The sequence below is a fragment of the Shewanella corallii genome (assembly GCF_023349125.1).
GTDB lineage: Bacteria > Pseudomonadota > Gammaproteobacteria > Enterobacterales > Shewanellaceae > Shewanella > Shewanella corallii.
In genome coordinates this window covers 36,301-57,388 of sequence record NZ_JAKIKT010000006.1, presented here as the reverse complement: position 1 = coordinate 57,388, position 21,088 = coordinate 36,301, and the positions used below count along the sequence as shown (strand labels likewise).

22 protein-coding genes are annotated in these 21,088 nt (G+C 54.6%); 11 read left to right on the top strand and 11 right to left on the bottom strand.

Going from position 1 to position 21,088, the window contains the following annotated elements; translation table 11 throughout:
- Positions 1-34 precede the first annotated feature (34 nt).
- On the bottom strand, positions 35-1,042 hold the full coding sequence (gene add / locus L2725_RS15030; RefSeq protein ID WP_115136566.1) for an adenosine deaminase: 1,008 nt from the start codon (positions 1,040-1,042) through the stop codon (positions 35-37).
- Between the two features lie 304 nt (positions 1,043-1,346).
- Here add and L2725_RS15025 point away from each other — a divergent pair, with 304 nt between their 5' ends.
- Positions 1,347-3,146: a DUF885 domain-containing protein gene (locus tag L2725_RS15025; protein WP_249249680.1), complete on the top strand. Its 1,800-nt coding sequence runs from the start codon at positions 1,347-1,349 to the stop codon at positions 3,144-3,146.
- Between the two features lie 361 nt (positions 3,147-3,507).
- Positions 3,508-4,470: an alpha/beta fold hydrolase gene (locus L2725_RS15020; RefSeq protein ID WP_249249679.1), complete on the top strand. Its 963-nt coding sequence runs from the start codon at positions 3,508-3,510 to the stop codon at positions 4,468-4,470.
- Between the two features lie 63 nt (positions 4,471-4,533).
- Here L2725_RS15020 and L2725_RS15015 read toward each other — a convergent pair whose 3' ends face one another.
- On the bottom strand, positions 4,534-5,358 hold the full coding sequence (locus L2725_RS15015) for a LysR family transcriptional regulator (RefSeq protein ID WP_249249678.1): 825 nt from the start codon (positions 5,356-5,358) through the stop codon (positions 4,534-4,536).
- A 116-nt stretch (positions 5,359-5,474) separates the two neighbouring features.
- Between L2725_RS15015 and L2725_RS15010 the strand changes: the two genes are divergently transcribed.
- Positions 5,475-5,846, top strand: a complete 372-nt coding sequence (locus tag L2725_RS15010) for a YybH family protein (RefSeq protein ID WP_249249677.1) — start codon at positions 5,475-5,477, stop codon at positions 5,844-5,846.
- A 116-nt stretch (positions 5,847-5,962) separates the two neighbouring features.
- Here the strand turns inward: L2725_RS15010 and flhA are convergent, their stop codons facing one another.
- The 7 genes from flhA to L2725_RS14975 are packed head-to-tail and all read right to left on the bottom strand — an operon-like array spanning position 5,963 to position 12,189.
- Positions 5,963-8,044 (bottom strand): flagellar biosynthesis protein FlhA, encoded by a 2,082-nt coding sequence (flhA, locus tag L2725_RS15005; RefSeq protein ID WP_249249676.1) that lies wholly within the window; start codon positions 8,042-8,044, stop codon positions 5,963-5,965.
- Positions 8,045-8,058: 14 nt separating this feature from the next.
- A complete protein-coding gene (flhB, locus tag L2725_RS15000; RefSeq protein WP_249249675.1) occupies positions 8,059-9,189 on the bottom strand; it encodes a flagellar biosynthesis protein FlhB in 1,131 nt (376 codons plus the stop codon).
- Entirely contained in the window at positions 9,186-9,965 is a 780-nt protein-coding gene (fliR, locus tag L2725_RS14995) for a flagellar biosynthetic protein FliR (RefSeq protein ID WP_248936798.1), read from the bottom strand. Before fliR ends, flhB begins: the two co-directional genes overlap by 4 nt.
- Before the next feature lies 1 nt (position 9,966).
- On the bottom strand, positions 9,967-10,236 hold the full coding sequence (locus L2725_RS14990) for a flagellar biosynthetic protein FliQ (RefSeq protein ID WP_115136574.1): 270 nt from the start codon (positions 10,234-10,236) through the stop codon (positions 9,967-9,969).
- 4 nt (positions 10,237-10,240) lie between these two features.
- Positions 10,241-11,023, bottom strand: a complete 783-nt coding sequence (gene fliP / locus L2725_RS14985; protein ID WP_249249898.1) for a flagellar type III secretion system pore protein FliP — start codon at positions 11,021-11,023, stop codon at positions 10,241-10,243.
- Positions 10,968-11,315 (bottom strand): flagellar motor switch protein FliN, encoded by a 348-nt coding sequence (gene fliN, locus L2725_RS14980; protein ID WP_115136576.1) that lies wholly within the window; start codon positions 11,313-11,315, stop codon positions 10,968-10,970. The genes fliP and fliN overlap by 56 nt, the downstream gene beginning before the upstream one ends.
- The gene (locus tag L2725_RS14975; protein ID WP_249249674.1) at positions 11,308-12,189 is read right to left on the bottom strand and encodes a FliM/FliN family flagellar motor switch protein; all 882 of its coding nucleotides are present in this window, start codon (positions 12,187-12,189) and stop codon (positions 11,308-11,310) included. The genes fliN and L2725_RS14975 overlap by 8 nt, the downstream gene beginning before the upstream one ends.
- A gap of 509 nt (positions 12,190-12,698) precedes the next feature.
- Here L2725_RS14975 and L2725_RS14970 point away from each other — a divergent pair.
- Genes L2725_RS14970 through L2725_RS14935 form a run of 8 tightly spaced genes read left to right on the top strand, consistent with a single transcriptional unit; the run spans position 12,699 to position 20,323 of the window.
- Positions 12,699-13,532 carry an OmpA family protein gene (locus L2725_RS14970; protein WP_249249673.1) on the top strand — a complete coding sequence of 278 codons (834 nt, stop codon included), beginning with the start codon at positions 12,699-12,701 and terminating at the stop codon, positions 13,530-13,532.
- The gene (locus L2725_RS14965; RefSeq protein WP_283164322.1) at positions 13,529-14,836 is read left to right on the top strand and encodes a sigma-54 interaction domain-containing protein; all 1,308 of its coding nucleotides are present in this window, start codon (positions 13,529-13,531) and stop codon (positions 14,834-14,836) included. Before L2725_RS14970 ends, L2725_RS14965 begins: the two co-directional genes overlap by 4 nt.
- Positions 14,837-14,859: 23 nt before the next feature.
- The gene (gene fliE, locus L2725_RS14960) at positions 14,860-15,195 is read left to right on the top strand and encodes a flagellar hook-basal body complex protein FliE (RefSeq protein WP_115136580.1); all 336 of its coding nucleotides are present in this window, start codon (positions 14,860-14,862) and stop codon (positions 15,193-15,195) included.
- 9 nt (positions 15,196-15,204) lie between these two features.
- Positions 15,205-16,878: a flagellar basal-body MS-ring/collar protein FliF gene (fliF, locus tag L2725_RS14955; RefSeq protein ID WP_249249672.1), complete on the top strand. Its 1,674-nt coding sequence runs from the start codon at positions 15,205-15,207 to the stop codon at positions 16,876-16,878.
- Positions 16,879-16,897: 19 nt separating this feature from the next.
- Positions 16,898-17,884: a flagellar motor switch protein FliG gene (locus tag L2725_RS14950; protein WP_115136691.1), complete on the top strand. Its 987-nt coding sequence runs from the start codon at positions 16,898-16,900 to the stop codon at positions 17,882-17,884.
- A gap of 5 nt (positions 17,885-17,889) precedes the next feature.
- Complete coding sequence (gene fliH, locus L2725_RS14945; protein WP_249249671.1) at positions 17,890-18,600, top strand: flagellar assembly protein FliH; 711 nt, start codon at positions 17,890-17,892, stop codon at positions 18,598-18,600.
- Positions 18,600-19,916, top strand: a complete 1,317-nt coding sequence (locus tag L2725_RS14940; RefSeq protein WP_249249670.1) for a FliI/YscN family ATPase — start codon at positions 18,600-18,602, stop codon at positions 19,914-19,916. Before fliH ends, L2725_RS14940 begins: the two co-directional genes overlap by 1 nt.
- Positions 19,913-20,323: a flagellar FliJ family protein gene (locus L2725_RS14935; RefSeq protein ID WP_115136584.1), complete on the top strand. Its 411-nt coding sequence runs from the start codon at positions 19,913-19,915 to the stop codon at positions 20,321-20,323. The genes L2725_RS14940 and L2725_RS14935 overlap by 4 nt, the downstream gene beginning before the upstream one ends.
- On the opposite strand, the gene flgN is transcribed toward L2725_RS14935, so the two are convergent.
- A complete protein-coding gene (gene flgN / locus L2725_RS14930) occupies positions 20,317-20,754 on the bottom strand; it encodes a flagellar protein FlgN (protein WP_249249668.1) in 438 nt (145 codons plus the stop codon). The two genes, L2725_RS14935 and flgN, sit on opposite strands and share 7 nt — an antisense overlap.
- Before the next feature lies 1 nt (position 20,755).
- A complete protein-coding gene (gene flgM, locus L2725_RS14925) occupies positions 20,756-21,031 on the bottom strand; it encodes a flagellar biosynthesis anti-sigma factor FlgM (RefSeq protein ID WP_249249667.1) in 276 nt (91 codons plus the stop codon).
- Positions 21,032-21,088: the final 57 nt, after the last annotated feature.

Below are 21,088 nucleotides of genomic sequence, written 5' to 3'. Positions count from 1 at the left end.
AATGAGCGGCTTTTTCATATCTCTGACTTTGGAATTAAGGCAGATAATCCTGCTTGGCAAAGTACAGCGCCTTGCGTTCACTGTCAGACAGGAATGCCATCTCCACGCCATAGCGCTGAACCTGCTCCAGCTCTGCATCGCTCAGGCCCAGTTCGGTTTTGGCAATCCTATACTCGTGATTGATATCGATGTTGCTGACACCCGGATCATCGGTATTCAAACTCACAGGCACACCGGCTTGCAGGAAGGTCTTCAGCGGCTGCTGCCCATAACTGGCGACCGTTGAAGTGTGCACATTACTGGTTGGACAGGACTCAATACCGATATTGTGTCTGGCCAGATACTCCATCAATTCAGGGTCTTTAATGGCATTAACGCCATGCCCAATTCGGGTCGCACCCAATTCGCGAATGGCATGCCAGACACTTTCCGGCCCCTTGGCCTCACCGGCATGCACCGTAATCCCAAGGTCAGCATCCCGTACCCGCTTAAAGTGACTTTCAAACAGGTCGCCGGGGAAACCCATTTCATCGCCGGCCAGATCCACGGCAACGATTTTGGGACGCAGGGACATAATGGCATCAAGTTCGGCCTTACAGGCCTCGACACCGAATGAGCGGGACATAATACCAATAAGATTGGTCTTCACCTGGGTCTCTTTCACCCCTTCGGCAACACCATCAATCACGGCTTCAACCACACCTTCCATCGGCAACTTGTGGGTCATCGCCATATAGTAAGGACTGAATCTCAGTTCAGTGTAATCCAGGCCAGATGCGTGAGCGTCCAGTACGTTCTCATAGGCAACTCGCTTGACCGCATCCAGGTCAGCCAACACGGCCACCATCCAGTCCAGCTTCTTGAGGAAATCCACCAGGCTGGCCTCTTTCCCCTGAATTTGCACATAGGGTGCCAGCAGTTCAGGAGACTCTGCTGGCAGAGCGATTCCATGTTGCTGGCCCAGTTCCCAAATGGTGTTCACCCTGACATTACCGTCCAGGTGCCTGTGCAGGTCCACCAATGGAATAGATTTATTAATCATACAACCCCCATGTTTAACCTCAGTCCGGAGAAAAGATTAAGAGAAAGACTCTGTCAGAATCAATCCATTGCGCTGTTTCTTAGCCAAAGCTGAGTTTGATTATTGTTTTATTTTGTATACAAGCAGTCTATCACAGCAAACAATAGCCCGATATCTCAGGCCAGAAGATAGCCGAACGGCTAAATGGCAACTTTTGCTGACTTGGGCAAAAATCAGGCATAATCCAGCAACAATAATACTCAAAGTCACACTAAGACGCCCCAAAGAGTGCAGTGACAGATAATAAAAATGCAAAGGAATGAAGATGCATAAACTTGCCCTCAGCGCCGCCATTGCCCTGGCACTCACAGGTTGCCAGATCAATGTTAGCCACTCCCCTTCCGCATCAGCCCCAAAAGCCGAAGCCAGCGAAACCAAAAACCTCAGCCAGCAACAACTGGCGGATATTATCGCTGCAGACTGGCAGCTGAAACTCAAGCGCAGCCCCTCATTGGCAATGGCCAAAGGTGATAAAAGCGCCGCGGGCAAGCTAACCGATATGTCCCCTCAGGCGTTGGCACAACACCACCAAGCGCAACTCGATCTGCTGAGCAAGCTCAGCGACCTGGACAAGAGTCAGCTGAGCAAAGAGGAGCAGATCAACGCCCTGATACTTGAGTATCAACTGGCCAACAGTACGGATATGTACGGCTACAAAGACCACTATGTGCCCATCTCATCCGAAAGCGGCTTTCATGCCTATATCACCAGTATCAGCAAGGGACGATTCAATTCCGTTGAAGACTACGACAATTATCTGGCCCGCCTGAAAGCCCTGCCCGACTATTTTGCCCAGCAAACCCATTGGCTCAAGCAGGGTCTGGCTGAAGGGATAACCCCTCCAAAAGCCACACTAAAGGGGTTTGAAGACAGCATCAGTGCCTATCAGGTCGATGTCGAAGAGAGTGGCTACTACAAGCCCTTTACCAGCTTCCCCAAACATATCAGTGAAGCCGATCAGCAAAGATTACAAGCCGAAGGCCGTAAAGTGGTTGAGGAGCAGGTTCTGCCCCTGTATGACAGCTTTTATACCTTTATGACCCAGGAGTATCTGCCCAATACCAGAGAGACCATAGCGGCCGCAGATCTGCCCGATGGCAACGAGTTTTATGAAAACCGGGTGCGCCACTACACCACTCTGGATATGACTGCCGACGAGGTACATCAGCTGGGTATCAAAGAGGTCGCCCGCATTCGCGCTGAGATGCAGACCATTATTGATGAGCTGGAGTTTGAGGGCAGCTTTGCCGATTTCCTGCACTTCCTGCGCACCGACCCTCAGTTCTACCCCAAGACGGCGGAAGAACTGCTGAAAGAGGCAGCATATATCTCCAAAAAGGCCGATGCCATGCTGCCAAAGTACTTTGCGACTCTGCCCCGCACACCATACGGCATTAAGGAAGTACCGGCCGAGATTGCCCCCAAATACACCACAGGCCGCTATTCAGGTGCCAGTAATGAACGTGAAGCCGGATATTATTGGGTTAACACTTACGCTCTGAACAAACGCCCTCTGTATGAGATGGAAGCCCTGACCCTGCACGAAGCTGTCCCCGGACACCATTTGCAGATCGCCCTGAATCAGGAGCAGGAAGCCCTGCCGGATTTCCGCCGCTATAGCTATATCTCCGCCTTTGGTGAGGGATGGGGTCTGTATGCCGAATACCTGGGACTGGAAGCCGGTTTCTATCAGGATCCCTACAGCAACTTTGGACGCCTGACCTATGAAATGTGGCGCGCCTGCCGTCTGGTAGTGGATACCGGACTGCATGTGAAAGGCTGGAGCCGTCAACAGGCGCTGGACTATATGGCCTCCAATACCGCACTGTCGCTGCACAATGTCACCACAGAGGTCGACAGATATATCTCCTGGCCTGGCCAGGCGGTGTCTTACAAGGTGGGTGAGCTGACCATCAAACGCCTGCGTAAGCAAGCGGAAGAGGCCCTCGGTGAAAAGTTTGATATTCGCACATTCCATGATGCCATTCTGGAGAACGGTTCTGTGCCGCTGAACGTACTGGAACAGCAGGTGCAGGATTATATTCAGGCTCAGCTCAAAAGCTAATACCAATCCACATAAAGATGTGATCTACTCAGAGCGCTGTCAGCGATTCGAGTACAAAGCAATTTGTAGATAGCATAGTGGGGTTATGGTGAAGCAAATTGACGTAGTAATCGTGAAGCTGACACGCTCCCAAAGGGCGAGTTTAATGGGTTGCTATACTGTGTTGCTCAGCTTTGATTTATCCCGATAGACCTTCAACTGAGCGCCTTGTCTATCAACCCTTTAATTCTCGCTGAGCGAGCACATTCTTATGAGGATTAGTATAAAGCCTGCCTGATGCCCGTCTCCAAAGGCGGGCATGACTTCCCGCTTCCCGGCAATGCCGCTACACTGTCGCCAGTTTAATTTTCAGGAACCCTCAATGAGCATATCCCCTTCTTTTTCGGAAGAAAGCCATACCTCAAGTAAGGCTGGCCAACAGCAGCTTGCCGAATTCTGGCAGCAGGTGACCACAGGCTTCTTTAAAGGGAAAAAGGGCTGCAATATCGCCTGGTGCAGTATTCGTCACAATGACAGTGACAAAGCTGTGGTGATCAGCAACGGCCGGGTGGAGTCATTCCTTAAATATCAGGAACTGATCTTCGACCTATATCAGCAGGGCTACAGTGTGTATGCGCTGGACCACAGAGGGCAGGGACTGTCGGGCCGTATGACGGCCAATCCCCACAAGGGGCATGTCAGCCAGTTCGACGACTATATCGAAGACCTGCACAGCTTTATTAACGCTCAGGTGAAACCGGCCAAACACCACTCCCTGTATCTGCTTGGCCACTCCATGGGGGGCTGTATTGGCACCCTGTACCTGCAAAAGCATCCGGAAACCTTCAAGGCTGCGGCGTTTTCCGCCCCCATGTATGGCATTAAACTGCCGGCTCCCAAGGGTCTTATCCGTTGGCTGGCCAGTGCCCTGGATAAACTGTCGGGCGATGAGCCCTGGTATGTACTTGGCGGCACAGATTACAAATGCCAGCCGTTCGAAGGCAATGAACTGACCCAGAGCGAAGGCCGTTACGGCGTTTACCGCACCCTTTATCAGTCCCAACCTGAGATTCAGTTGGGTTCACCCACCAATCATTGGCTGGTACAGGCGCTGGATGCTTGTGACAGATCCATAGAAGCGGCCCGTAATTCCAGAGTGCCCATCCTGGTGCTGCAAGCGGAAGATGACACCATAGTGGATAATGCAGCTCAGGATGCCGCAGTTGGCAGTCTGTGCGAGAAGCTGCTGATCCCCGGTGCCCGTCATGAAATCTTTATCGAGACAGATGCACGCCGCGAAGTGGCGCTGACCCGGGTCTGTGACTTCTTCGCCCGTTACCAATAGGCTGAAATAAAAGACTCAGACAGATTCTAAAAGCCCCTGCTCTTTGTCAGGGGCTTTTTTACTTTATGACGGCATAAATGCAGCTGCAATCGCCTGCTGTGCCATGGTCACAGTCAAAGGCACCGCGGCCTCAAACGGGTGCAGGGTATACACATTCACAGGAGCCAGCTGAGTGATAACGTCTATCCCCTCATCCAGCATAAACTCAGGCAATACACCTATGCCCAGGCCCGCGCGGATCAGCCCCTGAGTCTGGGAAACCGTATTGGTGCTGTGGCATGGGGTAAATTGATACTCCATGCCCTCAATAGTGTGACTGATCTGTCTGCCCTGCCAGTGATTGGCGATATAGGCAGTGTCAGCCGATGCTCTGCTATCGCCTTTGGCCCGGCACAACACCTCATTAAAACTGCCTATTCGCTTTTGTCGGTAGCGGCTGTCTAAAGACTCGCCCACCCGCACCGCCAGATCGATATCTTCCGTCATTAAATCCAGCTGCTGGTCCTGACACAGAAGCTGCAGCTGCACCCCTGGGAACCCGGCAAAGCAACTGACCAAAGCAGGCAGTACCATAGAGTCCATTAAGGCGTGGGGAGCCGTTACTTTGAGACGTCCGCCCGGGACTTGCTGGCGCTCCAGCACTTCATCCCAGGCCAACTCCGCCCGCGAGCAGATTTCCCGACAGTGCTGATAAAAGCCCTGCCCGGCTTCAGTTAAAGACTGCCGCCTGGTAGTGCGCTTAAGCAGTGTGGTGCCAAGCTCCGCCTCCAGCGCTTTCAGGTGTTGGCTCAGCACTGACTTGGACAACTCCAGGCGTTCAGCCGCCGCGGTAATCGAACCTGTCTCCACTATGTGCATAAACAACATCATCTGCCGCAGCTTATTCATATCGACACCTATTGTTTGATTACACCAAACAGTACTTTCTGAAAGGTCTGTTTTTCAACCTGAATCATAGCCCTAAACTTGCAGTCATTACAGAGATTCAATCAGGGGAACACACCATGACATCATCAGTACTCACCGCCTGTCAGGCGGGTATCAAAGCCTGGCAAGACGCTTTCAACCGTCAGGATGCAGCAGGCTGCACTGCCTGTTATGAAGAGGGCTGTACCATGCTCGCCAAACCTTTCGGTGAATTCACAGGAAGGGAGCAGATACAGGCATTCTGGCAGCAGATTATCGATCAGGGCTTTAAGGATGTGGAATACACTCAGATGGAGTGGAGTGCAGAAGGTGAAGATGGCTATCTGCTGACGTCAAGCTGGACCATGAACAAGGCCTACGGAGTAGTGCATAAGGAACACTGGCAATTGCAGTCTGACGGCACCGCCAGACTGGTGTATGACGAATTTGAAGTGCTAGGTGAGCGTTAAACGCCAAACTCCCCGGACATAACCAAAATCCATGATCAAAAGTCATGGCCAGAAGACATGGTCAAAAGCAAAGAGACAGGCAGTGCCTGTCTCTTTTGGTGTTACGCTATGTCGAATTACCCCAGCTGACCCGCCACCTGAAGATCCCGGCTTTCAGGGATCTCATTGTAGGAAAGCACATTCAGGCCTCTGGCAAAGGCCAGCGCATAGCGTCCCAGCAAAGGACGCAACTGAGGCGGAACCAAGAGCATTGGGTGATGCCCTTCAGCCCGGGCCTGCGCCAGCATCACAGGCATCTTCTGCTGCAGTTGAGCCAGCAGAGCCGGCTCAACCGGGAAACTGTCCAGCGACACCTTACCGCCCTGCTGCGCCTGATTCAGTGCAGTTATCAGGGTACGCTCCAGCTCAGGAGCCAGAGTCATCACCCTTAACTGGCTGGAGTCACCGGCAATCTGGTGCACTATGTTCTGCCTCAGGGCGCAACGTACGTCAGCCGCCAGCAATACCGGATCCTTGGTGTTCTCGCTGCAATCCAACAAAGTGGTGGCAATGGTGCGTATATCCTTGAGCGAAACCTGCTCCCGCAACAACAATCGAAATACCCGCAACTGCTGGATGGGCGTAAGCGCCAGCCCAAGTGCTTCCGCCAACTTGGGAGACAAACGCCCAAGACGTTCAGACAGTGCCACCACATCATCGTGCTGCAACATATCTGACAGCTGCTCCCGCATCAGCTTGGATACATGAGTGGCTATCACTGTGGCGTTATCCACGACTGAGTAACCCAGATTCAGGGCCCGGGATTTATGGTCAGGGTCAATCCAGACCGCCTCCATCTGATAAGCGGGATCCCGGGTGATAATGCCATCCAGTTCACCAAATACCTGACCACTCTTGATGGCCAGCAGTTTGTCCGGCTCCAGTTCACCGCTGCCCGCCGGATTCCCCATCAGATTTATCTGATACTTATTGGGGGGCAAAGACAGGTTATCCCTGACTCTCACCTCTGCCAGCAGGAAGCCCGCCTGCTCAGACAAAGTACGACGAATGCCTGTCAGTCGCTTGAGCAACTCGGCTCCCTTGGTCCGCTCCACCAGAGGCACCAAACGATACCCCAGGCTGACCTCCACCAGATCTGTGTAAGGCAGCGCATCCCAACTTGGGGCGGCAGGCTCGGCCACGGCGGCCTCAGTTTTCAGCTCCAGTTCCGGCTCGGGTTTGGTCTGCTCTGCCCCCATCTGTTTCCAGGCAACAAAGCCCAGCACCATGGCAAAACTCAGGAATACCAACGCAGGCATGCCGGGCACCAGTCCCAGTACCGCCATCACCAGCGCCGCTGTGGCTATGGTCTTGGGGTTGGCCAACAGCTGCTGACCAAACTGGGCAGGCATCTCCTCAGAGTCTGACACCCGGGTCACGATAATCGCGGCTGCTGTCGCCAGCAGCAAAGATGGGATCTGAGCCACCAGACCATCACCGATAGAGAGCAGGATATAGGTCTTGAACGCCTGAGAGGCATCCAGATCGTGCATAAAGATACCGATGCAGATACCACCAATAATGTTGATCGCCAGAATCAACAAACCGGCAATGGCATCGCCCCGGACAAACTTGGATGCACCATCCATTGAGCCGTAAAAGTCCGCCTCCCGGGTCACTTCCTGACGGCGTTTGCGGGCCTGCTCCTGATTCAACACGCCAGCATTCAGGTCGGCATCAATGGCCATCTGCTTACCCGGCAGGGCGTCCAGAGTAAAGCGGGCTGATACCTCAGAGATACGTTCGCCACCCTTGGTGATCACCACAAAGTTGATAATCATCAGGATCAGGAAGATCACGGCACCCACGACGTAATTGCCGCCAATCACCACTTCACCAAAGGCCTGAATCACCTTACCCGCAGCATCTCCTCCCTGATGGCCTTCAATCAACACCACACGGGTTGATGCCACGTTCAGGGTCAAACGCATCAGGGTTGCCAACAGCAGCAAGGTCGGGAAGACAGAGAAGTCCAGCGGCCTTCGTATCGACACGCTCACCAGCAGCACCATAATGGCCAGCACTATGTTGAAGGTGAACAGAATATCCAGCAGCCAGGGCGGCAAAGGCAGAATAATCATGGCCAGAATAGCCAGCAACATCACTGGAATGGCCATAAAAGCCCGGTTATCGGCAAATGTACTTCTGAACCAATTCATCGGTCAGGCTTCCTCTAGTCTTTCCGCAAATGGGAAGGGATATCGAAATTCGGCAGGGGTGACGGCATCGCCGACTTACCCTGTCTGGCGGCGCGGATCTGCAACACATAGTGCAGAACATGGGCCACAGCCATAAACAGACCTGCTGGGATCTGTTGTTCAATCTGGGTTGAGTGGTACACGGCCCGGGCCAGAGGCGGAGCCGACACAATCTCGACCTGGTGTCGACGAGCCAGCTCCCGCATATACAGAGCTACTTCATCCACACCTTTACCAATCACGAAAGGCGCTTCGGCGCGCTTGGGGTCATACTTAAGCGCCACCGCATAATGGGTAGGGTTTACCAGAATCACATCTGCCTGGGGCACTGACACCTCGGCACGGGAACGGGCCATCTGTTGCTGCAGGGCACGGATTTTGGCTTTAATCTCCGGCTTACCCTCCATCTGCTTGTGCTCATCCTTCACCTCCTGCTTGGTCATCTTCAGCTCTTTCTTGTGCTGCCAGTACTGGTAAGGCACATCAATCAGAGTGATAAACAGCAACCCGGCACCAAGATACATAAGTGCCAGACTGATCAGCTCAACCCCACGGGAAACCGCTTCGTCCACCGACAGCTGACTGATATTGAGCAGATAGGTAAGGTTATGGGACAGGAATAACCACATGATGGTGAGCAGCAAACTCACCTTAAGCACAGATTTAAGCAGCTCCACCAAAGAGCGGGTAGAGAAGAGTTTCCCCAGCCCCTTGATTGGGTCGATACGACTGCCTTTAAAGCCCACCAGGGTCAGGTTCAACACAGGTCCCCCGGGCAGTGCGCCTGACACCAGGGCCAACAGCAGTACCATTAAAAACAGCGGACCGAGTATCTGCAACATGGCCAGCAGACTCTGGCCCGCATGCCGCATCATCATCCCCGGAGTATCCAGCTCCTCCCGGGTCAGCATCATATTGTGGGCCGCCATCTCTCTTATGCCAGCCGCAAACCAGTCGGCGCTGGTAAACAGCAGTAGAGAACAACCGATAATCAGGGCACTGGATGCCAGATCTTTGGAGCGGGGCACCTGCCCCTGCTCTCTGGCTTTACGCAGTTTCTGGGGCGTGGCCTGTTCTGTTTTATCGGCGCCGCTTTGTTGGCTCATGGCGTCCCCCCGATAAACTCATACATGGACTGCAGCGCCTGCAAACAGATATCCGAGTAGCGGGTCGGCAAACCGGAAAAAGAGAGCAATACACACAGCAGGCCCATGATCATTGCCATGGGAAAACCCAGAGAGAAGATATTCAGGGACGGGGCGGAACGGTTCAGCACCCCGAAAGTCAGGTTAACCACCAACATCGCCAGTACCGCCGGCAGCGCCAGCATAAACGCCGCACCGAACATCCAGGCAAAGCGCTCCACCAAGCCCATCAAAGGCAAGGCAAAAATCCCCTGCCCCACGGGCCAGAGGTGAAAACTGTCCACCACCACGCCGATAGCCACCAGGTGACCATCCAGTGCCAGAAACAGCAAAGTGCCATACATCAAAAACATCTGTCCCAGAATCGGCTCACTGCTACCGCTGCCGGGGTCATTCACCAATGCCATCGCAAGCCCCATCTGCATCGACATCATGGCGCCCAGCAGGGTCATCACATGGATCATCAGGGTCAGAAACAGCGCCAGCATAAAGCCAATCAGTATCTGCTCAGTCACCAGCCACACGGCAGCCAGGGATACAGGATCCACCTGCGGCGGGGGCGGCAGTGTTGGCCCAAGCAGTGCCGCCATCATAAAAGCCAGCAAAATTCTAACTGTCGCCGGGATATGCACATGTCCGAGAAAGGGCATCATGACAAAGGCCCCCATCAAGCGACAGAAGGGCCACCAGAAGGTACCAATAAACTGGGTTATCTCGGCGCTCGTCAGGCTCAGCATATCAACCGATCACATGGGGGATACTGTGGAACAGGCGGTCAAACAGATCCAGCAACTGCTGCAGTATCCACTGTCCGGCAAAGATCACCATCAAGAGGGTCAGCACCAGCTTGGGCAAAAAGCTGAGGGTCTGTTCATTCACCTGAGTCGCCGCCTGAAACACAGCGATTATCAAGCCAATAATCAGACCGGGCACAATCAGCACCAACACCAGCATCACCACCAGGTAGATGGCGTCGGAGAAGAAGGTGGTAATTTCCATCAATTCCATGGCGCTATCCGAAGCTGGCAGTCAGAGTGCCGACCGTCATCGACCAGCCATCGGCCAGCACAAATACCATCAGCTTAAAAGGCAGGGAGATAATCAAGGGGGACAGCATCATCATACCCATGGACATCAACACACTGGCCACCACCAGATCGATCACCAAAAAAGGCAGGTAAAGCAGGAAGCCAATCTGGAATGCGGTTTTCAGTTCTGACAACACAAAGGCGGGCAACAGCACAAAGAAAGGGATCTCGTCAGGCTTCAAATTGACCGGCTCATCGGCAATCTTCAGCATCTGTTCCAGATCTGTCTCCCGGGTCTGAGCCAGCATAAAGCCCCGCAAAGGAACCTCGGCCCGGGTCACCAGTTCAGGTAACTCAATCTGACCCGCGTCATAGGGCAAATAGGCGTTCTGATAAATCTCTTCGCCGACCGGGCGCATGATAAACATAGACAGCACCAGAGCGATGCCAATCAGCACCTTGTTGGGAGGACTCTGCTGCAGGCCAAGGGCCTGACGCAGGATCACCAGTACGATAATGATGCGGGTAAAGCAGGTCATCATCATCAACATGGCAGGCAGAAACCCCAGCACTGTCATCAGTGCCAGAATCTCCAGTTTGATGTTGACCTTCTGGGACTCGTCGCCCTGCCCCAGGGTCAGCAGTGTTAAACCATCTGCTGCCTGAACAGGAAAGGCTGCCAACAAGATCAGCAGCACAGCCCAGAGCGGATTAATCCTGCATTGCGGCAATGCCACCGGCCTCAACCTCCAGCAAGCGCACACCATAGCGGCCGTTAACTTCGACCACTTCACCGCGTCCCAACAGGGCGCCGTTCACCCGAATATCCAGAGGCTCGCCAACCATACGATCCAGGGTAACCACATCCCCCTGACCCAGACGGGTCAGTTCACCCAGAGACATCTCCGCGCTGGCCAGCTCCAGACTGACCTGCACCGGCAGTTGATTGAAGAACGACATGCCACGGCTGGGCTTGCTTCTGGCCACCGGAGCCTCTTCGGCAAACAGTTCGTCATCCAGCAGGAAATCGTCGTCATTTAACAGGGCTTGCTCAGACACGGGCTACATCCTCTTCTTGGTAAGCATCTTGATTCAAACGGGCGACCAGCTGCCCCTCATGGGCATGGACACTGGCATAAAACAGGGGACGTTGGCCCAGAGAAACCGGACAACGACGGTGCAGAGTCAGAGGCAATACATCCCCCACACTCAGCTGTGACAAAGAATCAACCGGCAGGTGCTGACGGCCAACCTCCAGTTTCATTTGCACCGGGATCTGCATCAACCTCTGCTCCAGTCGGGCAGCGAGATCATCCACTACCTGGTGAGACGTGGCCGGACCGGTCAGCAGATTCAGCAGATGGTCTGTCATCGCAAACAGCATGGGCGCAACCGGATAATCGTCGGCGAAAGTCAGTTGCCAACAGGCGGCGGTTTCCAGCGGCAGTCCGGCGGACATCAGTTCCAGCTGAAGGTTGTCAAAATCGAGTGGCGGGAGGGGCATGGTCGCCAGGGCAGCTTTCAGTAGTTTCAGCCCCAGCCTGAATTCGGATTGAGTAGGTGAGCGCAGTGGCGAGAAAAGGTGACCGGACTGGCCGCCATAATTGCTGCTGGCCAGCTGTTCCAGCGTGCAGCGGTCAATTCGCCACACCGCCAGCACCCGGCGCTGCTGACTCAAAGAGAACCACACATGCTCATGGCAGGCATGGACACTGCGGGCTTGTGGATCCAGCGACACCCGCTGAATACCGGCTCCGCCCTGGCGCATAAAAGGCTTGAGAACCTGATTGATGTTGCTGCAAAGACGCTGCTGACCCTGTTCAAGCTCAAGTAGCAGTCGACTGCGTGCCAGCTTCTCCTGCACCAAATCCACGGATCTCACCGTTATTTGACTATCGGAAGGCAGCACCTTCGCTTTGGCAGTAGTTTTCATCCTGTTGCCCCGAAATTCAGTTTTTTGAATTAAGTTATTAATTCACTTTTTTGACAGACGACAATTTATTGTCATTAAAAAATGCGCCATAAAAGTCGTGCACATTAATAAACCAAAGTTCAAATAGAAGCGACCAAAATTAATCAAAACTTTAATCGACTGATTAATATTTTTATATTTAGCGCAGTTTTTAATCACCAAAGTCAGTAAATATATATTCAGGATTTTTATTTGACGCACGCTAAAAAAATGACAGTTTATTGACACCAAAACCCAGTAATGACGCGACATTGATAGATGTTGACACCATATCATCGGTTAAGCTAATTTGTGCCAACTTTATTTACTCCGGCGGTTTCCGCCAGATGCTAAATATTTTTTAACCCGACTTCAAGATAATAAAAAACCTAATAAAAACATTTAAAAATATCCTGTTATACACGATTAATTTAAGGATGATTATTATCATGCCGGCCGTTTGTTATTTATTCAGCGCAATTATATCAAGCATGTTACTTATTAATTTTGCACATGCTGAGCCGACTCGTTATCAAACGCCTCTTGAACAGGTGAAATGGCAATTTAATGGTGATGCATTTGGTTGCGAACTGTCTCAGGAGATCACCGGCTTCGGCCGTCTGGCACTGCGCATGGAGCCAGGTGTCAGGCCGGCACTTCAGCTGGATGCTGATTGGTTAAGTAACGCAGGCACCACCACCGCCAGCGTGGTTGATTCAAGCTGGAATACAAACACCCGCCCGCAAATTTACACAGAAATGTTCTGGCACCAACACAGAGCCCAGGCCAAAGGTTCGGTGCTGGAGCCGTTTATCGAAGCCCTGGAGCAGGGTTACAGCTGGCAACTGGATATCAGACAGTCCGACAAGCTCAGCTATCGCCTCACAATTCCCCCGGTCAATGTCAGCGAATCCCTGCAGGCATTTCGACAGTGCCGCCGCGCACTTTTACCGCAACCATTTGAATACGTAAGACAAAGAGAAATTCGCTTTGGGACTTCCTCCTCTCTGCTGAGTGCCGATGCCGAGCAGGATCTGAGAGCGATCGCCAGGTATGTCAAAGCCGATGGCAACATCACAGGCGTCCTGGTCGATGGTCACGCCGACGCCAGCGGCAACCGCCTGTCCAATCTTGTACTGAGCCAGGAGCGAGCCGAGAATGTTGCCTCCCGCCTGATTGAACTGGGTATCGATGCAAACAAACTGCAGGTATTCCATCACGGTAACCGTAAGCCCATCGCCTCAGACAGTTCTGAAAACGGCCGGGTACTCAACCGCAGAGTGACTATCAGACTGGTTAAAGCGATTGGGGAAGAGGAACAATGAGAGTCAAAATCTCCGGCTGCAGCACACTGATTTCAGACAATTGTCGTCACGCCCTCGAAGCTCAGGGATTTGTGCTGGACGATTCAGCCCAGGGCAATTGGCTGACCTTTGTTGATCTGTCCCGGGCCGAGCTGGAACAGGTACCGGGTCAGCTTAAGCAGATCCGCAGCCGTAACCTGGTTGCCCTGCTAAACCCTGAACAATCTGAACTGGCCAGCGCCGCCATGGGCTGTGGTGCTCAGGATTACCTGCTACTGCCGCTGGATGAAGTACAACTGCTGAATCTGGTACAACGCCTGCGTCGACTGGAGCAAACTGACCAAAGCCTGGTCGCCGCCTCCCCGGTGAGTAAACAGCTGCTGATGCTGGCTCACAGAGCCGCCATTGCCGATGCCAGTGTATTGCTGACCGGTGAGAGCGGCACAGGTAAAGAACCTCTGGCCCGTTATATTCATCGCCATTCCAACCGCAACGACAAACCCTTTATCGCCGTTAACTGCGCCGCCATTCCAGAGCAGATCCTGGAGTCCGTGCTGTTTGGTCATGTCAAAGGTGCCTTTACCGGTGCCAGCCATGATCAGCCCGGTAAATTTGAGCTGGCCAACGGCGGTACCCTGCTGCTGGATGAGATTGGCGAACTGCCACTGATGCTGCAGGCCAAACTGTTGCGGGTACTGCAGGAGCGGGAAATCGAACGGGTTGGCAGCCATAAAACCATCAGTCTGGATATTCGTATCATCGCCGCCACCAACAGAGATCTGCGTCAGGCGGTGCAACAGGGGCAGTTCCGCGAAGACCTCTTCTACCGACTCGATGTGTTGCCCCTGAACATTCGCCCGCTGAGGGAGCGGAAGGAAGATATTCTTCCGCTGGCGGAACATTTTATTCAGCGCTACCAACATCTGACTCAGGGACAGGAGTGCTACTTCAGCGATGCCGCCAAACAACTGCTGCTCAGCCACCAATGGCCTGGCAATGTGCGGGAGCTGGAAAACACCATCCAACGGGCCCTGGTGCTGCGCCATGGTCAGGCACTGCAGGCGGCAGAGCTGGGTATCCAGTGTGATGCCATACATCAGCCTGTAGCGACGGATGCCACTCCGGGTGAAGGCCTGAAAGCCTCAAAGAAACACGCAGAATTCCAATACGTTATCGATACGCTCAAGCGCTTCGCCGGTCACAGGGCTCGCAGCGCCGACGCACTGGGCATGACCACCCGTGCGCTGAGATACAAGCTGGCCCAGATGCGCGATGCTGGCATAGATATAGACCAACTGCTTGAACAGGCGCGTCAGGCCGCCTGATCCCAATCGCAAAGGAAGCCAATATGTCTCTCCCCCTGAATACCACAGCGACGGATATGCTGCAGACCATGCAGGTCCACCAGGAACTGGCCAAAGGCGCCATTAAACCGTCCAACATATTTGCCGAGCAAGCTGTCACGGTTTCCTTCTCAGATCTGATGAAGCAGAAGGTGTCGGCGGTAAACCAGGACCAACTGGTTTCCGGTGCCATGACACGGGCCGTGGACACAGGCGAAAGCGATGATTTGGTGGGCGCCATGGTCGCCTCACAGAAAGCCAGCCTCTCCTTTGCCGCCCTGATGCAGATAAGAAACCGCCTGGTTCAGGCATTTGATGATGTGATGAAGATGCCGATTTAAGGAAGCCCCATGTCAACTAGCTTAACCCACTCCCAACCCGCTTTCCCCGCCGATACCGGCGCAGGCTTGAAGACGGTTAAACAGAAGCTTCAGCGCTTTACCAAGGGCGACCAACAGGTTATCGCACTGGCTATTCTGGCGTCAGTGGTGGCCTGCGTTATCGTACTGCTGCTGTGGACCAGCTCTCAGGGTTACCGTCCCCTCTATGGTCATCAGGAGAAGATAGATTCAGCCCAGATTATCGAAGTGCTGGATACCGAGGGCCTGAACTATCAGCTGGATGCCAGCACAGGCCAGATCCTGGTGCGGGAAGACCAACTGGGAGAAATCCGCATGTTGCTGGCTGCCCGCGGCGTAAAAGCTCAGGTGCCATCGGGTATGGAAGCTCTGGGTGATGCCGCTCTGGGCACCAGCCAGTTTATGGAGCAAGCCAAGTATCGTCACAGCCTGGAAGGGGAACTGTCGCGCACCATTATGGCACTGGAGCCAGTGCGTCATGCCCGGGTTCATCTGGCCATTCCAAAACGCACCCTGTTTATCCGCGCCGAGCCTGAAAAGCCAACCGCCTCTGTGCTGCTGGAGCTCTATGCAGGTGCCAAACTGCAGGAAGCCCAAATCACCGCCATCGCCAACCTGGTGGCTGGCAGCGTCACCGGTATGACCCCGGACCTGGTACAGATAGTCGATCAGGCGGGTAACTTCCTCAGTGCCGATGTCACCTCCAATCAAGACATCACCCAGGCCAGAGACAAGCAGCTGAACTACACCCAGGAGCTGGAGCAAAGTCTGGTTACCCGAGCCGAAAGTATGCTGGACCCGATACTGGGCGCCGGAAACTATCAGGTTCAGGTTGCCGCCATGGTGAACTTCAATCAGGTTGAGGAGACCCGGGAATCTCTGGATCCCCAATCCATAGTCACCCAGGAAAATGTCAAAACCAATGAAACCAATAACTCACTGGGTCTGGGTATTCCGGGCGCACTGAGCAATCAGCCAGCCACTGCAGCAGGCGAAGATAACAACAACAGCCGTAACCTGAGTCAGCAAGAAAACCGCCAGTACGCCGTGGGCCGCTCGGTTCGTCACACACGTTTCCAGCAGATGCAGCTGGAGAAACTGTCGGTATCGGTTTTGGTCAACAACAGCGTTGCCGGTGAACAGGGCTGGCAACCTCAGCAGCTGGAGCAGATCACCACCATGGTGAAGGATGCCATCGGCTTTGACACCACCCGTGGTGACTCATTCAGTATCAGCAACTTCGCCTTCCTGCCCGCCAAAGAGGTGGTGTTCGAACCCCTGCCATGGTGGCAAACCAAGGATTATCAGGCGTATCTGAGATACCTGATCGGCGGCCTGCTGGGTCTGGGTCTGATCCTGTTTGTTCTGCGTCCCCTGGTTACCCACCTGGTTCGCACCACCAGCGCCGGGGCAGCACCTCAGCCTCAGGGCGCCTTGACTGAAAAGGTGGAAGCCGTAGCTGCCGACGCCGAAGAGCAGCATGACTACAGCAGCCTGCCGGCTCCCGAGCAACACTCAATGCAAACCGCTCTGGCACAGTCACTGCCACCGCCGGGCTCCCCGCTGACAGTGAAGATGCAGCATCTGGGCCTGCTGGCCAACGAAGAACCGGCTCGCGTGGCCGAAGTGATCAGCCATTGGATAAGAGATAAAGACAGTGAATGACGAACTGCTGAACATCAAGATGGACAATATGGAGCAAGCAGCCATGCTGCTGCTCAGTATGGGCGAAGAGGGAGCCGCCAAAGTAATGGCCCACCTGGACCGCCATGATGTGGAGCATCTGAGCTATAAAATGGCCCGTTTGTCATCCACCACCCAACAGGAAGCCGAAGCTGTGCTCAACCGCTTCTTCGGTCGCTATGAGGAGCAGGCCGGTATTGCCAGAGCCTCCCGCACTTACCTGCAAAAGACACTGGATCTGGCACTGGGGGACAGGGTCGCCAAGAGCCTGATCGACAGCATCTATGGCGATGAGATCAAAACCCTGGTGAAACGCCTGGAGTGGGTAGACGCCAAACTGCTGGCCCGGGAACTGCTTCATGAGCACGTGCAGCTGCAGGCAGTGATGCTGGGGCTGTTGCCACCGGAAACTGCCGCTCAGGTACTGCAGCACCTGCCCCAGATTAACCAGGACGAAATTCTGGTGCGTATCGCCCAGTTGGGCGAGCTGGACAGAGACGTGGTGGATGAACTGCGTCAACTGGTTGAACGCTGCATGCTGATGGCAATGGAAAAGAGCCACACTCAGGTATCTGGTGTACGTCAGGTGGCCGACATCCTCAACCGCTTTGAGGGTGACCGCGAGCAGCTGATGCAGCTGATCCGCATGCACGATAGAAAGCTGGCCAGCGAAGTGGCCGACAATATGTTCGACTTCATTATTCTGGGTCGCCAGAAACCTGAAGTGCTGCAGGAGATTATTGGCGCAGTCGATGCCGAGACCCTGGCACTGGCGCTTAAAGGCATAGATACAGAACTCAAACGTACCCTGCTGGGCGCCCTGCCCAAACGTATGTCCTCCGCCATTGAAACCCAGGTTGAAGCCCTGGGTGCAGTGCCGCTGAGTCAGGCCAATGAAGCCCGCCGCCAGATTATGGAGATCGCCAAGGATATGATGGCCGAAGGCAAAATTGAGCTGCAGTTGTTTGAAGAACAGGTAGTGGAGTAAACACTATGGAGTCAACACGCTGGCGCCTGAATGGCACCTTTGCCCGCCGTCACCAGTTCGCCCCCTTGCAAGCCAGAGAAGCAGGTGAAGCCGACGCCGGAGAGTGGCAGGATTATCAGCAGGCCTTCGATAAAGGTTATGACGAAGGCGTCAGTCAGGGCTATGAAGCCGGACGTCAAAACGGCGAAGAAGAGGGTAAACGGGCAGGCTATGCCGCCGGTTTCCATCAGGGGCGTGTCGAAGGTCAGCAGCAGGGAAAGATGGATATCGACCAGCAGCTGAATGAGATCATCACCCCAATCAGCGCGCTTAAAGCCCTGCTGGAAGAGGGTCATAAACAGCAGGTGCTGGAGCAACAGCAACTGATAGTGGATCTGGTTCGTCGGGTTGCCCATCAGGTGATCCGTTGCGAGTTGACCCTACAGCCACAACAGATTATCGCCCTGGTGGAGGAGACACTGTCTGCGCTGCCCGCCAATGCCAAAGATATCCGTATCCACCTGCAACCTGCAGCCGTCAACGAGCTGGAGCAACTGGCCCCGGAGAAGATCAAAGATTGGCATCTGGTGGCAGATGCCAGCATCAGTCAGGGTGGCTGCCGCGTTATCAGCGATCAATGTGACGCCGATGCTTCGGTGGAAACCAGGCTGGATACCTGCATGGATCAGGTTGAAGCGCACCTTGCCAGACAAACAGAAGCCGGAGTCGGCGCCTGATGACAGCCGAGCTGTACGACTGGCCCAGTGTCCCGGTTGCCCGCCTTTATGGTCGTCTCACCCGGGTTAATGGCCTGCTGCTGGAAGCCGTGGGTTGTCGCCTGGGGACGGGCGACAGAGCGCTGGTTGAGTGTCGTGACGGCGAATATGTCGAAGCTGAAGTGGTGGGATTCCACGGCGATACCCTCTGTCTGATGCCGATATCCCACACCACGGGCCTGATGCCGGGCGCTCGAGTCATGCCCATAGAGGCCAGCTACCGGGTTCCTGTGGGGCCCGGCCTGCTGGGACGGGTACTGGACGGTCTGGGTGAACCCATGGATGGACTGGGGCCGCTGTCAGCGGTTCATCAGGTCACTCCCTCCAGGCAAACGCCCAATCCCCTGCAACGTCAACCTATCTGTCAGCCTCTGGATGTGGGCGTCAGAGCAATCAATGCTCTGCTGCCTGTGGGCCGGGGCCAGCGACTGGGGGTGTTTGCCGGACCGGGTGTAGGTAAAAGTGTACTGCTTGGCATGATGACCCGCTTTACCGAAGCCGATGTGGTGGTGGTTGGCCTGATTGGTGAACGGGGCCGGGAAGTCCGTGAGTTTATCGAACAATCTCTGGGTGAAGAGGGACGTCGCCGCGCTGTGGTGATTACCGCCCCGGCGGATACTCCACCATTGATGCGGCTGCGGGCCATGCGCCTGTGTCACCAAATCGCCTGTCAGTTCCGGGATGAAGGCAAGCAGGTGCTGCTGCTGGTTGATTCCCTCACCCGCTATGCTCAGGCCCAGCGCGAAATCGCCCTCAGCATGGGCGAACCACCGGCGACCAAGGGCTATCCGCCTTCCGCTTTTGCCCAACTGCCATCACTGGTGGAAATGGCAGGCAATGGCAGCCATCCCCAGGGAACCCTGACCGCCTTCTACACTGTGCTGGCTGAGGGTGACGACCCCAGTGATCCGGTTGCCGATGCCGCACGGGCGATTCTGGATGGTCACTTTGTGCTGAGCCGTAAACTGGCTGAAGCCGGGCACTTCCCGGCACTGGATGTCAACGCCTCAGTCAGTCGTCTGGCCTCACAAATCGCGCCTCAGGCGCAGCTCAATGCCATCTCTGCCCTGAGACAGTTACTGGGCCGCTATCAGGAAGTACGGGAGCTATTGCCCCTTGGTGGTTATCAGCCGGGTCAGGATGCTCAGTTGGATATGGCGGTCAGTGCCTATCCATCCATAGCGGATTTTCTTAAACAGGGCACCCAGGAGTGCCACACCACCAGCGCCAGCCTTGAGCAGCTGCAGCAACTGTTGGAGCAGATAGGTCACAAATGAACGCCATACAACGCCTTTCAGAGCGGGAAGAGGACAAACTGAGACAGCTGGGTGAACGCCGTCGGGAGCTTGGCAACAAGGTCTCGCAGTTGCAGCACCAGCTGGACACCCTGCGCCAATTAAGCCTGGAGTATCAGGGCGGCGATCACGCTAATGCCCTGCTGTGGCAAAACCAGCAGCAGATGTGTAATCAGTTGCAGCCAATGGATAAGGCCCTGGAGCGCCAATTGGCACTGACGATTCTGGAACAGCAAAGGCTGGAGAAATTGTGGCAGGCCCAGCTGGGACGCTGGCAGGGATTAAACTGGTTGGTAGAACAAAAAAAGCAGGCACTGCAACAACTGCAGGCCCGCCAGGAACAAAAGGTGACGGATGATCTGGCCGGGCACAGCCGTTTCCGTCAGTAGCCCAAAGAGGAAGTTTGAGAAGAGGGAGACTGTTGCAGCAGATCTCTGATCAGCTCCTGCTGACGTACCAGCAATCGACCATTCTGCTCATTGGCCGCCTGGCACTCAGCGCCCAGTGCCATTAATCGTAGCCACATTGTCTGCACCTGACCGGCCACTGACGCAGGCATAGCCTTGAGTAGCTTTTCCACCCCAGCGGCATCGGCTGTCACACCAATGCGCTGCAGCAACTGACTGCGCTGTGATGCACTTTGGGCAAGCTGCGCCACCAGTTGATCCTGCACGCGATTATGCTCAACCAATCCGTCGTTATCACGCCCCAGCATTAACTGACGCTGGGCGGTAAGCAGCTCCTGCAATCGGGCATAATCGGCCAAATCCCGGCGAATACCGCGGATCAGCGCCTGCAACAGCTCTTTCTTGCCCGCCATATCAGCCGTGCTGACGCAGCATGGCGCCGGCAATCAGGCCGACATCCAGATCAAAAGAGCCATCTTTCAATGACTGACGCAGGGCGGCGACCTTGTCAGCATCAAAGTCACTGGTACTTTTCAGCTCTTCATGGCCCTGCTCCAACAGGCGCCAGTCCTGGCTCACGGCCGGCTCATTTCCGGCAGTTTTCACCTCGGCTTTGGCCTGCTGGGGAGCGGCAGATTTCTGGCTGTTGACCAGAGTCACCTGTGGGGTACTTGTCTTTCTGATTTCCATCAGTGGTCTCCGTTATACGCTTCTATCCGGTTAAAACGACCGCAGCTCGGAGTAACT